Genomic DNA, 13,814 nt, shown 5'->3' with positions numbered 1-13,814 from the left:
GGCCCCGACGTGCCTGCCGGGCCTGTCTGGGCCCGCGTGGGGCCACCCGGGGCCGCCTACCGCCCGTGAGGCCGCCCCTGCCCGGGATCACGCCCCGGCGCCGGTGCCGGCCCGGGGGCGGCCGCCCCGGAGGTCACGTTCCAGCCCTCGACCCGGACCGTCACCGCCCCCGGCGCCCGGTGCGTCGCCCGCAGGGTCACCGACTCCCCCGGCCACAGGCACACCAGGTTGTCCGACCACCGGACCGGCAGCACCGACCGGCCGCCCGCCCCGAGCACCCGGGCGCCGACCTGCAACGCCGGCACCTGCGAGGTGTTGCTCAGGGTCACCGTCGTCACGGTGTCGCCGTTCGACCGGGACTCCGACGAGTACGCGGCCGCCACCTCCGCGCGGGCCATCCCGGCCAGGCCCGTCAGGTCGGCGTAGGAGGACGTCGGGGTGGTGATGTAGCTGGTCGCCGGGTAGTCGAGGACGTCGGGGGCGGCGGAGAGCCAGTACACGTTGCGGCTGCGTTCTCTGCCCTTCGCGTCGGTGGCGACCAGCCTGAGCAGATAGGTGGGCTCGTCGGGGGCCGCGACCGTGCCGAGCCGGGTCACGCCGACGGTGCCGCCCCGGTTGCCGCCCTCGGCGGTGACGTCGGTGTACTCCTCCCCGTCGAGGCGGCGGCCGTCCAGCCCGAACAGTTCGGCGCGCACGGTCAGCCCGGACAGGTCCCGGCCCCGGCGGACGAGCACCACGGACCGGTCGTCGTAGGAGTACTGCACGTGCAGCGGCTCGTGTGCCCGCTTCGCCGCGTGGTAGCCGGCCGTCGGGTCCAGGGAGCTGTCGAACAGCTGCCAGTGCACCGAGGGCCAGGCGGCGGTCAGGTTCCAGTAGATCTGCCCGGTCGCGGGGCGCTCCTCGTCGGCGGAGTTGCGCGCGTACGCCTCGAACTGCGCCCGGACCGCCTCGAACTGGGCCAGGTGCGCCTTGCCGACGTAGTCCTCCAGCCCGGTCGGCGGCCCGTACCGCCCCGCGAGCGCCGCGTGGAAGATCCGCAGGTCGGCGAACCCCTGGGTGCCGGCCCGGTACACGGGCGCGTCCGGTTCGCGCCACAGCCGGTCCAGTTCCTCACGAGTCGACATCGCGCGCAGGGTGTCCATACTGGGCAGTGCCGCCCCCGCGCTGGTCTCCGCGTTGAAGCCCCACGCGCCGCCGTCCCGCTTGGCGTACCAGTAGCCGGGCGGCACCCAGTCGTACGGCCCGGTCATCCGCAGCCCCGGCGGCCCCGTTCCCGGGCTCTCGGCCCCGGACGCCGAGGACAGCACCGGGGTCGGCCAGTCGGCGGCACCCAGCGCGGCCAGGTAGTCCGCCGCCACCCGCTCCGGCGGGGCCTCGTCGCTGCCGATCAGGAACGACAGCACGCTCGGGTGGTTGCGCAGCCGGGCGGCGACCCCGGCCATCGAGGCGCGCGCCACCGCGTGGTCCTCCGCCGTCCAGCTGTCCGGGTCCTCCCACCTGCCGCAGCACTCCCAGCCGGGGAGCAGCAGCAGCCCGACCCGGTCGGCCTCCTCGTACAGGTCGTCGTTGCCCAGCCGGCCCTCCAGGCGGAGCGTGTTGAGCCCCAGGTCCAGGGCCGCCGCGAACTGCTGGGCGAGCCGGGCCGGGTCGTCGCGGAGGAACAGGTCCGGCGACCAGCCCGCGCCCCGGATCACCAGCGGCCGGCCGTTGATCGCGTAGTGCCGGATGTCGTCCTCGACCCTCGTGGTGACCCCCCGGACCCCGAACCGGTCGCGGGCGCCGTCGGAGTACCGGCCGGCCACGGTCGCGTCGACCAGCAGCTCGTACCGGTGCTGCTCCCCCATCCCCGCCGGCCACCACACCCGTGGCTGGACCACGGTGGCCCGCTCGAAGGTCACCGTCCGGGTCTCGCGCGGGGCGAGGGCCACGGTGGCGTTCAGCGGGACCGGGCCCGCGTACCCGGTGAGGGCCGCCAGTACCGGCCGGTCGGAGTTGTTGCGGGCCTCGACCTTCGCGGTGAGGTCCGCGTGGTCCCGGCCGGGCAGCTCCAGCCGGGTGAGGACCCGCGCGCCGCGCAGCGCCACCGGGCCGGACTGCCGGATGGTCACGTCCCCGACCAGGCCCGTGTTCCGGTCGGGCGGGGCCGGGTTCCAGTCGATCCAGCCGGTGGTCAGGTCGCGCGCCGGATCGTTGGGGTGCACCAGGAACGCCAGGGTGTTCACCCCCGGCCGGACCAGGGCGGACAGGTCGAACTCGTAGGTCGGGTACATGCCGACGACGGTGTCCGCGCCGGCCACCCGGGTGCCGTTCACCCACACCTCGGCCCGGGACAGCACCCCGCTGAACTCCACGGACGTGTGCTCCCCGGCGTCCGGGGCGACCGGGAAGTCCGCGCGGAACCACCACGGCACGGCGAACGCGGCCGGGTCCACGGCGGCCATGGCGGTGGAGTGGAACGGGTCGGGGTACGCGCCGGTGCCCAGCAGGCCGCCGAACACGGTCGAGCGGGCGGGCACCGGGGCCCAGCCGGCGGTGTCGAAGCCGGTCCGGGACACCTCGGATCCCCCGACGGGGACCAGGGCGGAGGACCTGATCTGGTACCCGGTGAGCACGCCCGTCCGGGCCGGCCCGCCGACGGCCAGGTGTTCGGGCCCGGGGGCGCGGCGCGCGACGGGTTCCGCCCGGGCGGCGGTCAGCACCCCGGCGAGGACGAGCAGGACGAGCAGTGTGCGGCGCATCAACCTGATCAAACCGCACAAAGCACTCGAAAGCTACTACTCCTCGAAGTCGTCGTCCAGCCGGGCGAGCCAGGTCGCCAGCCGCTCGACGGGGATCTCGAAGTCCGGGTTGATGTCCACGAACTCCTTCATCCGCTCGGCCAGCCAGTCCAGCGTGACGGTCTCCTCGCCGCGCCGCTCGGCGAGCTCCTCGATACCCCGGTCCGTGAAATACATGACGCCCCCTGGAAACAGTGCCGGGGAAGCCGCCGCGACGACTTCCCCGGAACAGACGTGGAACCTAGCTGGCGAAGGCCTCGTTGATCAGCGCCGCCTGCTCGACCTCGTGGACCTTGCCGGAGCCCGTGGACGGGGCGGCCGCCGACGGCCGGGAGACCCGGCGCGGGTTGATGCCCAGCTCGCCGAACAGGTTCAGCGCCACGAACGAGTAGGCGCCCTGGTTGGCGGGCTCCTCCTGGACCCAGGAGATCGCCGCGCCCGGGTGCGGGGCCAGCGCGGCCCGCAGCTCGTCGACCGGCAGCGGGTAGATCTCCTCGACCCGGACGATCGCCGTGTCGGTGATCCCCCGGTCGGTCCGCGCCTGGAGCAGGTCGTAGTAGACCTTGCCCGAGCACAGCAGCACCTTGGCGGCACCGGTCACCGTCGGGTCCCCGATCACCGGCTGGAACGTGCCGGTGGTGAAGTCCTCGATCTGCGACACGGCCAGCTTGTGCCGGAGCAGGGACTTCGGCGTGAACACGACCAGCGGCTTCTTCTTCGGCGACAACGCCTGGCGGCGCAGCAGGTGGAAGTAGTTCGCCGGGGTGGTGCAGTTGGCGATCCGCATGTTGTCCTCGGCGCACAGCTGCAGGTACCGCTCCGGGCGGCCCGAGGTGTGGTCCGGACCGGCGCCCTCGTGGCCGTGCGGCAGGAGCAGGGTCACGCTCGCGCGCTGGCCCCACTTCGCCTCGCCCGAGGAGAGGTACTCGTCGACGATCGACTGCGCGCCGTTGACGAAGTCACCGAACTGGGCCTCCCAGAGGACCAGGGCCTCGGGGCGCTCGACCGAGTAGCCGTACTCGAAGCCCATCGCCGCGTACTCGCTGAGCAGCGAGTCGTACGCGAAGAACGAGGCCTGGTTCTCGGCCAGGTGCTGCAACGGCAGGTAGTCGGAGCCGTTGACCGCGTCCACGATCGCCGCGTGCCGGTGCACGAACGTGCCGCGCCGGGAGTCCTGGCCCGCGAGCCGGACCGGAACGCCCTGCATCAGCAGCGAACCGAAGGCCACGATCTCGCCCATGCCCCAGTCGATGTCGCCCTCGACGGACATCTTCGCGCGCTTCTCGAGGAGCTGGGTGATCCGCTTGTGCGGGGTGAAGCCCTCCGGCACCGCGGCGTGCACCTCGCCGACCCGGCGGAGCACCGAGGCGTCCACCCGGGTCTCCACGACCGGCTCGGCCTCGGTGACGTGCGCGCGCAGGCTGGCCGGCTTCGCGCTGGCCGTGGCCTCCTTGGTCGCCCGGAACACCGTCTCCAGCATGCCGCCGAAGTCGCGGAGCGCCTCCTCGGCGTCCTCGACCGTGATGTCGCCCCGGCCGATCAGCGCCTCGGTGTACAGCTTGCGGACGGAACGCTTGGTGTCGATGATCTGGTACATCTGCGGGTTGGTCATCGAGGGGTCGTCGCCCTCGTTGTGGCCGCGCCGGCGGTAGCAGATCAGGTCGATCACGACGTCCTTGTTGAACGCCTGGCGGTAGTCGAACGCCAGCTTGGCGACCCGGACCACGGCCTCGGGGTCGTCGCCGTTCACGTGGAAGATCGGCGCCTGGATCATGCGGGCGACGTCCGTGCAGTACAGCGACGAGCGGCTGTACTCCGGCGCGGTCGTGAAGCCCACCTGGTTGTTGACGACGATGTGCACCGTGCCGCCGGTGCGGTAGCCGCGCAGCTGGGACAGGTTCAGGGTCTCGGCGACCACGCCCTGGCCGGCGAACGCCGCGTCCCCGTGGATCAGGACCGGCAGCACCGTGTAGCCCTCGAGCTTGAGGTCGATCCGGTCCTGCTTGGCCCGGACGATGCCCTCCAGGACCGGGTTCACCGTCTCCAGGTGCGACGGGTTGGCCACCACGGAGACCGTGGTCGCGTGCAGCCCGTCCGGGGTGGTGAACTTGCCGGTCATGCCCAGGTGGTACTTGACGTCCCCGGAGCCCTGCACGGTCTTCGGGTCGATGAAGCCCTCGAACTCCGAGAAGATCTTCTCGTAGGGCTTGCCGACGATGTTCGCGAGCACGTTCAGCCGGCCGCGGTGCGCCATGCCGATGACGACCTCGTCCATGCCGGCCGTCGCGGAGTCCGCGAGCACCTCGTCGAGCAGCGGGATCAGGCTCTCGCCGCCCTCGAGGGAGAACCGCTTCTGCCCGACGTACTTCGTCGCGAGGAACGTCTCGAACGACTCGGCCGCGTTCAGCCGGTTGAGGATGTGCTTCTGCGCCTCGACCGGGGGCTTCTCGTACTTCTTCTCGACCCGCTCCGCGATCCAGTTGCGCTCCTCGGGAGCCTGGATGTGGAAGTACTCGATGCCGATCCGGCGGCAGTAGGAGTCGCGCAGGACGCCCAGGACGTCGCGCAGCTTCATCTTCTGCTGGCCGTTGAAGCCGCCGACCGGGAACACCCGGTCCAGGTCCCACAGGGTCAGCCCGTGCTCGAGGATGTCGAGGTCGGGGTGCCGGCGGATCTCGTATTCCAAGGGGTCGGTGTCCGCCATCAGGTGGCCGCGGACCCGGTACTCCCGGATCAGCTCGATCACCCGGGACGCCTTGTCGATCTGGCCCTCGGAGGTGCGCGGCACGTCCTTGACCCAGCGGACCGGCTCGTACGGGATCCGCAGGGAGGTGAAGATGTCGTCGTAGAAGCCGGACTCGCCGAGCAGCAGCTCGTGGATGCGCTTGAGGAACTCGCCCGACTGCGCGCCCTGGATGATCCGGTGGTCGTAGGTGCTGGTCAGCGTGATGATCTTGCTGACGGCCATGTCGGCGAGCTGCTCGTCGCTCATGCCCTGGAACGGCGACGGGTACTCCATCGCGCCGACGCCGATGATCGTGCCCTGGCCGGCCATCAGCCGCGGCATCGAGTGCACGGTGCCGATGCCGCCCGGGTTCGTCAGGGAGATCGTCGTGCCCGTGAAGTCGTCCATCGTCAGCTCGTTGCGCCGGGCGCGCCGCACGATGTCCTCGTACGCCTGCCAGAAGCCCCGGAAGTCGTACTGCTCGGAGCCCTTGATGCTGGCCACCACGAGGGTGCGCGAGCCGTCCGGCTTCTTCAGGTCGATCGCGAGCCCGAAGTTCACGTGCTCGGGGGTGACGACCGCCGGCTTGCCGTCGACCTCGGTGAACGAGTTGTTCATCTCGGGGAAGTCGGCCAGCGCCCGCACGATCGCGTACCCGATCAGGTGGGTGAAGCTGACCTTCCCACCCCGGGCGCGGCTCAGGTGGTTGTTGATGACCACCCGGTTGTCGGCCAGCAGCTTGGCGGGCACGGCGCGCACGCTGGTGGCGACCGGGACGGTCAGCGACGCGTCCATGTTCTGCACCAGCTTGGCGCCGACGCCCTTGATCACCGTGGTGCCGGGCGGCACGGGCTTCTTGACCGCCGGGGCGGCCGGGGCCTTCACGGCCGGAGCCGGGGCCGGCTTGACCGGCGTCGCCGGGGCCGCGGCAGCCGTCTCCACGGGCGGCGGGGCCGTCACCGGGGGTGTCACCGGCGCGGGGGCCGGTGCGACGGGAGCCGGGGCGGCCGGGGCGGCCTCAGGCTTGTAGTCAGCGAAGAAGTTATGCCAGGCGGGGTCCACACTCGCTGGATCGGACAGGTACTTCTGGTACATGTCCTCGACGATCCACTCATTGGGGCCGAAGCCCGCGAGGGGGTTGTCCTGAGCATTCTGCTGGGTCGACACGGCCGCGATCGCCTCTTTCAGCGCGGTTTGTGGAGCTCTAAGCACGTCCGACGATCCAGGCTACGCGCCCGAAAGCGGTTTTGGGTAACCGGGTCAGGCCAGCGCGATCCACGTGGCGCGGGCCACAGCCAACAGCTGGCCGGAGGGGCCGTAGAGGCTCGTCACGGGATGCGATTTGCGCCCTTCGGTACCGCGCAGCTCACCGACGATGACGCATTCGCTACCCGGCGCGGGCAGTTCGTCGATCCGGACCGCGAACCGGCCGAGGACCGACGGGCGCTCCTCCAGCTGGATCGTCCAGCCCCCGGGACAGTCCAGCGCGGCCCACACTGTGGCTGAACTCACATCCTCGGGGACGACCCAGTCGGCGGCGGTCCGGCCCGGCGCGGGGCGGCCGGGGTAGATGTGCAGGCCGTCCTCGTTGTCCGGGCCGCACACGTAGCAGGACGGGAAGGGGTGGTGGGTGTGTCCGGGGTAGACGCCGCGCTCGGCCGTCCACGCGGCGGGCACGACGTCGAGGTGGTCCAGCAGGACCGCGTGCGCCACCACGATGTCGTCCCCCGGACCGGGCAGCAGGACCGTCGCGGAACCCTCCTCGGCCTCGACGGGCAACTCCACACCCAGCGGCGGCGGGCGGCGCAGGGTCACCTCGACCGCGTCGCCGGGCCGGGCCCCCGGCACCGAGCCCGCGAGCAGCCCCGCCGTGTAGCCACCGTTGCCCGACCCGGGCGGACCACAGAAACGTCCATCAATAAGCACAGGTCGAGGATAATTCACCTGCGCGAAATTCCGTCGTTGAGGGCCGTAGGCCTGCGGCCCTCAACCTCAGACCCATGGCATCCCGAGTGCTCGTACCGGCGGCCCCCGCGATCGACGAGGCCGCGCGCTATTCCGTGGTGATGACGGATGACTCCGTCGAGGTGCGAGCCGCCCAGCGGCTGCGGCACGAGGTGTTCGCCGGCGAGCTCGGCGCGAAGCTGGCGGGCGACGACTCGCACGACGAGGACGAGTTCGACGCGCACTGCGACCACCTGATCGTGTACCAGGACGGCACGGGCATGCCGGTGGGCACGTACCGCCTGCTGCCGCCCGGCCGGATGGACCGGCTGTACTCGGACACCGAGTTCGCGCTCGGCAACCTCCGCGACCTGCGGCCCAGCCTGGTCGAGGCCGGCCGGTCGTGCGTGCACCCCGACCACCGGGGCGGCGCGGTCGTGAACCTGCTCTGGGCGGGGCTCGCGCGGTACATGCACCTCACCGGGCACCGCTGGCTCGCCGGCTGTGCCTCCGTACCGGCCGCCGACGCCGCCGCCGTGTGGGCCAAGGTCCAGGGCAAGCACCTCGCGCCGCCGGCCCTGCGGGTCACCCCGCACCGCCCGTTCGACGTGTCCGGCCCCGTCCCCGGCCGGGTGGCGATCCCGCCGCTGCTGCGCGGCTACCTGCGGCTCGGCGCGTGGGTCGGCGGACCGCCGGCCGACGACCCGGACTTCGGCTGCGCCGACCTGTTCACCCTGCTGCCGCTCGACCGGGTCGACCAGCGGTACATGCGCCACTTCCTGGGCGAGACATGAGCGTCGACCATGACCACCCACCGGCCCTGGGCTGGCTGCCGCTCTCGCCGTGCGAGGTCGCGTGCCTGCCCGCGCACGACGGGCCCCGGGCCGGGTGGCCACGCCAGCTGGTCCGGTGGCTCGGGGTGTTCGCCCTGCTCCTGGCCGCCCCGTTCCACCCGCCGGCCCTGCGCCGGGTGCCCCGGATCATCGGGGTCCGGGTGGACTCCCGGGGCGTCCTGGGGTCCGGCGAGCTGATCGTCCCCAACCACGTGTCGTGGCTCGACGTGCTCGTCCTGCTCAGCCACACCGGGGCGGCCCCGCTGTCCAAGCACGAGGTGGACGGCTGGCCGCTGCTGGGCCGGGTCGCGCGGTCGTTCGGCACGGTGTTCGTGGACCGGACCCGGCCGCGCGCGCTCCCCGACACCGTGGCGACCCTCACCTGGGTACTGCGGGCCGGCCGCAGCGTGCTCGTCTTCCCCGAGGGCACCACGTGGTGCGGGGCCCGGGTGGGGCCGTTCCGGCGGGCCGCGTTCCAGGCCGCGATCGACTCCGGGGCCCGGATCCGGCCGGTGAGCCTGCGGTACAGCACCCGGTCGGCGTCGTTCATCGGCGAGGACACCCTGTGGGCGTCGCTGCGCCGGGTGATCGCGCTGCGGGAGCTGACCATCGAGGTCACCGCCCTGCCGGCCATCGAGCCCGACCGTTCCCGTCGCCGGCTGGCCCTGGCCGCCGAGAACGCGGTCCGGTGTGACCTGGGACAAGAACGGGAGCCCGAGCGGGTGGGGGCGCTAGCGTAGTGCCCGTGACCACCTGCGTGTACGTGGCCGGCATGAGCTCCGGCGGCGGCAAGTCCACCGTCGCCCTCGGCGTGGCGGAGATCCTCGTCGCCCGGCTCGGACGGGTCGCCGCGTTCCGGCCGCTCGTGCGGGGCGCGGCACCGGGCCCGGCCGGGGACGGCATCCTCGACCTGCTCGCCGGGCACTACGGGCTGACGGTCGGCCACGGCGCGACGTACGCGGAGGCCAGCGACCTGGTCGGCCAGGGCCGGACGGAGGAACTGGTCAGCCTGATCGTCGGCCGGTACAACGAGCTGGCCCGGTCCGTGGACGCCGTGCTGGTGGTCGGCAGCGACTTCGGCTACCAGGACGACCACACGGAACTGCCCGCCGAGGTGGCGTTCAACGTCCGGCTGGCCGCCGAGTTCGACGCGGTGCTGCTGCCCGTCGTGGACGGCCGGGGCCGCTCCGCGGAGGCTACCGCGGCCGCCACCCGGGCCGCGTTCCACACCATGGAACAGCTCGGCGCGCAGGTCCTCGCGGTCGTGGTCAACCGGGCCGTCGAGCCGTCGTCAGTGACCCTGCCCGTCCCGGTGTACGCGATCCCCGACGAGCCGACCGTCGCCGCGCCCACCGTCGCCGAGGTGGTGACCGCGCTCGGGGGCCGGCGGTTGGCGGGCAGCGACGCGGCGTACCAGCGGAATGTCCTGGATTTCCTGCTCGGGGCCGCGCACGTGCCCACCGCGCTGTCGCACCTGTCCGACGGCGCGCTCCTGATCACGCCCGCCGACCGGGCCGACCTGATCGTGGCCGCGCACGCCGCGCACGCCGCCGGGCTGTGCACCCCCGCCGGCCTGGTGCTCACGCTCGGCGAGAAGCCCGACCGGCGGATCAAGGAACTGCTGTCCCGGCTCGGCGACCTGGCCATCGTGGGCGTGAAGTCCGACAGCTTCGACACCGTCGCCGCGCTGGCGGGGCTGGAGGGCCGGCCGACCGCCGACAACCCGCGCAAGGTGCAGGCCGCGCTGGGCGCGTTCGCCACCGGGGTGGACGCCGCCGAACTGGCCGACCGGATCGCCGCCCCGCACACCACCCGGGTGACCCCCCTGATGTTCGAGTACCGGCTGATCGAGCGCGCCCGGGCCGCGAAGCGCCGGGTGGTGCTGCCCGAGGGCACCGAGGACCGGATCCTGCGGGCCGCCGACGCGGTGCTCCGCCGGGGCGTGGCCGACCTGGTGCTGCTGGGCCCCGTCGCCGACATCGAACGCAAGGCCCGCGACCTGGGCCTGGACGTGTCCGGCGCGACCCTGATGGACCCGGTGACCGACCCGCTGCGCGACGAGTTCGCGCACACCTACGACGAGCTGCGCAAACACAAGGGCTCCACCCTCGACGCCGCCTACGACCGGGTCACCGACGTCAACTACTTCGGCACCCTGCTCGTGCACAGCGGCCGGGTCGACGCCATGGTGTCCGGGGCCGCGCACACCACCGCCGACACGATCCGCCCCGCCTTCGAGATCATCCGGACGGTACCGGGGGTGTCCGTCGCCTCCAGCGTGTTCTTCATGTGCCTGGCCGACCGGGTCCTCGTGTACGGCGACTGCGCCGTCAACCCCGACCCCACCGCCGAACAGCTCGCCGACATCGCGCTGTCCTCGGCGGACACCGCCGCCCGGTTCGGCGTCGTGCCCCGGGTCGCGATGCTGTCCTACTCCACCGGGGCCTCGGGTGCCGGCGCGGACGTCGAGAAGGTCGCCCGGGCCACCGCCCTGGTGCGCGAGCGCCGGCCGGACCTGGCGGTGGAGGGTCCGATCCAGTACGACGCGGCCATCGATCCCGGGGTGGCCGCCGCGAAACTGCCGGGCAGCGCGGTCGCCGGGCACGCCACGGTCCTGATCTTCCCGGACCTGAACACGGGCAACAACACGTACAAGGCGGTGCAGCGGTCGGCCGGGGCGGTCGCGGTCGGGCCGGTGATCCAGGGGCTGCGGGCGCCGGTGAACGACCTGTCGCGGGGGGCCACGGTGCAGGACATCGTCAACACGATCGCGATCACGGCGATCCAGGCGCAGTCGTGAGCGGGGCGGCGCTGCCCGGTGCGGCCTCCGAGCCCGGCCCGGCCTCCCACCCCGGCCCGCCCACCGGCGACCGCGTCCTCGTCCTCAACGTCGGCTCCTCCAGCGTCAAGTACCGCGTCCTCGACGGCGACACCCGGATCGCCGAGGGCCTCGTCGAACGCGTCACCGACCCCGCCGCCGCGATCGGCACCCTCGCCGACCTGTTCGCCGACCCGGCCCTGACCGCGATCGGCCACCGCGTCGTGCACGGCGGCACCCGGTTCTCCGAACCGACCCTGATCGACGCGACCGTCGAGGCCGCGATCCGGGACCTGATCCCGCTGGCCCCGCTGCACAACCCGGCGAACCTGGCCGGCATCGAGGTCGCCCGCGCCCTGCGCCCCGACCTGCCCCAGGTCGCCGTGTTCGACACCGCGTTCCACAGCACCATCCCGGAGGCGGCGGCCACGTACGCCATCGACGCGGCGGTCGCGGCGGAGCACGGCATCCGGCGGTACGGCTTCCACGGCACCTCGCACCGCTTCGTCTCCCGGCGCACGGCCGCGCTGCTGGGCTGGCCGGCCTCGGAGCTGAACACGATCGTGCTGCACCTGGGCAACGGGGCCAGCGCCACGGCCGTCCGGGGCGGGATCAGCGTGGACACCTCGATGGGACTGTCCCCTCTGGAGGGTCTTGTGATGGGTACCCGGCCGGGCGACCTGGACCCGGCGATCCCCGGCCACCTGAACCGCGCCGGTTACTCCCCGGCGGACGTGGACGACCTGCTCAGCCGCCGCTCGGGGCTGCTCGGCCTGTCCGGGATCTCCGACATGCGCGACCTGCTGGCGAGTACCGCCCCGGAGGCCGCCCTGGCCTTCGACGTGTACTGCCACCGGATCCGCAAGTACGTCGGCGCGTACCACGCGGTGCTCGGCCGGCTCGACGCCATCGCGTTCACGGCCGGGGTGGGCGAGAACTCCCCCGTGGTCCGGGCGGGCGTCCTCGCCGGGCTCGAACCACTCGGCATCCAGGTCGACCCGCGCCGCAACGAGGCGGGCGAGGCGGTCATCTCCCCGCCGGGGGCGCGGATCGCGGTGTGCGTGGTGCCGACCGACGAGGAGCTGGAGATCGCGACCCAGACCCGGTCAGTGCTCCAGCACCAGTTTCCCGAACACGTCACCTGACGCGAGCACCTCGAACGCCCCCCGGACGTCGGCGAACGGCCGTACCGAATCGATCACGGGTTTGATGTCGCTCGTGGCCACCAGGTCGAGGAGCGCCGCCAGCTCGTCGCGGGTGCCCATGGTCGAACCCAGGATCTCCTGCTGGAGGAAGAAGACCCGGCGCAGGTCCACGGTGGCCAGGTGACCGCTGGTCGAGCCGGACACCACGATCCGGCCGCCCGGCAGGGTGCATCTGATGGAATGGTCGAGGGTGGCCTTGCCGACGGTCTCGATCACGACGTCGACCCGCTCGGGCAGCCGCGCGCCGGAGTCGAACGCCACGGCCCCCAGGGCCTCGATCTGGGCGCGTTTCTCCGCCGAGCGGCTCGTGGCGTACACCCGGGCCCCCAACGCGCGGGCGAGCACCACGGCGGCCGTGGCGACCCCGCCGCCGGCCCCCTGCACGAGGACGCTGCCGCCCTTCGGGAGCCGGCCCCGGGTGGTGAGCATCCGGTACGCCGTCAGCCACGCCGTCGGCAGGCACGCCGCGTCCGTGAAGCTGATCGCGTCCGGCAGTTCGATCACGTTGCGCGCCGGCACCCGCACCGTGTCGGCCAGGGTGCCGGGCCACTTCTCGCTGAGCAGGGTGCGGCGCGGGTCGAGGGTCTCGTCCTCGCCCTCGCCGATCACGGCGTGCACGAGGACCCGGCGGCCGTCGTGCACCCCGGCGGCGTCGCAGCCGAGCACCATCGGCAGGGCCTCCGCGCCGAGGCCGACCCCGCGCAGGGACCACAGGTCGTGGTGGTTGAGCGCGCTGGCCCGCACCTCGACGGTCACCCAGTCGGCGGGCGTCTCCGGTTCCGCCAGCTCGCCGACCTCCAGGGCCGACAGCGGGTCCTCGGGGCTGATCCTGGCTGCGTAGGCGGCGAACATGCCGCGAACCTATCAGCGCTCCCGGCCCCGGACCGTGAGCGACGTCACCTCGACGGTCGAGCCGCCCGAAGTGCGGACACAGCCGGCACAATGGTCCGATGCCCGTGATCACCGCCGCCGAGTACCGTCGCGTCCTCGGCCACTTCCCCACCGGCGTCGTCGTGGTCACGACCCTCGGCCCCGAGGGACCGGCGGGGCTGAGCATCAACTCGTTCACGTCGGTGTCGCTCGACCCGCCGCTGATCGGGTTCTTCCCCGCGCACACCTCCGGCTCGTGGCCGACGATCCGCCGGCACGGCGCGTTCTGCGCCAACATCCTCGCCGCCGGCCAGGAGGACGTGGCCCGGCTGTTCGCGAAGCCGGGCGCGGACCGGTTCGTGGACCTGGAGTGGCGGCCCGCCCCGCACTCGGGCGCGCCAGTCCTCGACGGGGTCACGGCGTGGCTGGACTGCGTGATCGAGGCGGTCATCCCGACCGGGGACCACGACTTCGTCCTCGGCCGGGTGCACGCCCTCGACGCCGCCGCCACCGAGCCCCTGATCTACCACCGCGGCGGCTACACCCTCTAGACCCTTTCGACGGGTACGCCGGGGAAGCGGCCCGACGCGGGCGCGGTGGGTACACCGAAGGCGGCGCTCCTCCCGGAACGCCGCCCCCTGG

The 13,814-nt window shown here is 72.9% G+C and carries 10 protein-coding genes; 5 read left to right on the top strand and 5 right to left on the bottom strand.

What is annotated here, in order from left to right:
- Window positions 1-56: 56 nt before the first annotated feature.
- The 4 genes from PT931_RS17465 to PT931_RS17450 all read right to left on the bottom strand — a co-directional run bounded on the left by PT931_RS17465 (window position 57) and on the right by PT931_RS17450 (window position 7,428).
- Complete coding sequence (locus PT931_RS17465) at window positions 57-2,738, bottom strand: glycosyl hydrolase 2 galactose-binding domain-containing protein (protein ID WP_456246785.1); 2,682 nt, start codon at window positions 2,736-2,738, stop codon at window positions 57-59.
- 36 nt (window positions 2,739-2,774) lie between these two features.
- Window positions 2,775-2,954: a DUF6104 family protein gene (locus tag PT931_RS17460; protein ID WP_197007437.1), complete on the bottom strand. Its 180-nt coding sequence runs from the start codon at window positions 2,952-2,954 to the stop codon at window positions 2,775-2,777.
- Window positions 2,955-3,018: 64 nt separating this feature from the next.
- A complete protein-coding gene (locus PT931_RS17455) occupies window positions 3,019-6,669 on the bottom strand; it encodes a multifunctional oxoglutarate decarboxylase/oxoglutarate dehydrogenase thiamine pyrophosphate-binding subunit/dihydrolipoyllysine-residue succinyltransferase subunit (protein ID WP_456246784.1) in 3,651 nt (1,216 codons plus the stop codon).
- A 93-nt stretch (window positions 6,670-6,762) separates the two neighbouring features.
- Window positions 6,763-7,428 (bottom strand): hypothetical protein, encoded by a 666-nt coding sequence (locus tag PT931_RS17450; RefSeq protein ID WP_456246783.1) that lies wholly within the window; start codon window positions 7,426-7,428, stop codon window positions 6,763-6,765.
- 74 nt (window positions 7,429-7,502) lie between these two features.
- Here PT931_RS17450 and PT931_RS17445 point away from each other — a divergent pair, with 74 nt between their 5' ends.
- The 4 genes from PT931_RS17445 to PT931_RS17430 are packed head-to-tail and all read left to right on the top strand — an operon-like array spanning window position 7,503 to window position 12,242.
- On the top strand, window positions 7,503-8,240 hold the full coding sequence (locus tag PT931_RS17445; RefSeq protein WP_456246782.1) for a GNAT family N-acetyltransferase: 738 nt from the start codon (window positions 7,503-7,505) through the stop codon (window positions 8,238-8,240).
- Window positions 8,237-9,019, top strand: a complete 783-nt coding sequence (locus PT931_RS17440; RefSeq protein ID WP_456246781.1) for a lysophospholipid acyltransferase family protein — start codon at window positions 8,237-8,239, stop codon at window positions 9,017-9,019. The genes PT931_RS17445 and PT931_RS17440 overlap by 4 nt, the downstream gene beginning before the upstream one ends.
- A 5-nt stretch (window positions 9,020-9,024) precedes the next feature.
- Window positions 9,025-11,079 (top strand): phosphate acetyltransferase, encoded by a 2,055-nt coding sequence (gene pta / locus PT931_RS17435; protein WP_456246780.1) that lies wholly within the window; start codon window positions 9,025-9,027, stop codon window positions 11,077-11,079.
- A gap of 11 nt (window positions 11,080-11,090) precedes the next feature.
- Window positions 11,091-12,242 carry an acetate/propionate family kinase gene (locus PT931_RS17430; protein WP_456246868.1) on the top strand — a complete coding sequence of 384 codons (1,152 nt, stop codon included), beginning with the start codon at window positions 11,091-11,093 and terminating at the stop codon, window positions 12,240-12,242.
- Here PT931_RS17430 and PT931_RS17425 read toward each other — a convergent pair.
- On the bottom strand, window positions 12,204-13,154 hold the full coding sequence (locus PT931_RS17425; protein ID WP_456246779.1) for a zinc-binding dehydrogenase: 951 nt from the start codon (window positions 13,152-13,154) through the stop codon (window positions 12,204-12,206). The two genes, PT931_RS17430 and PT931_RS17425, sit on opposite strands and share 39 nt — an antisense overlap.
- Before the next feature lie 98 nt (window positions 13,155-13,252).
- On the opposite strand from PT931_RS17425, the gene PT931_RS17420 reads away from it, so the two are divergent.
- Window positions 13,253-13,723, top strand: coding sequence for a flavin reductase family protein (locus PT931_RS17420; protein WP_456246778.1), 471 nt, complete (start codon window positions 13,253-13,255; stop codon window positions 13,721-13,723).
- Window positions 13,724-13,814 lie beyond the last annotated feature (91 nt).

Source organism: Longispora urticae, from assembly GCF_053902585.1.
The sequence above is the reverse complement of the archived record's forward strand: the minus strand, read 5'-3'. Positions and strand labels throughout refer to the sequence as shown.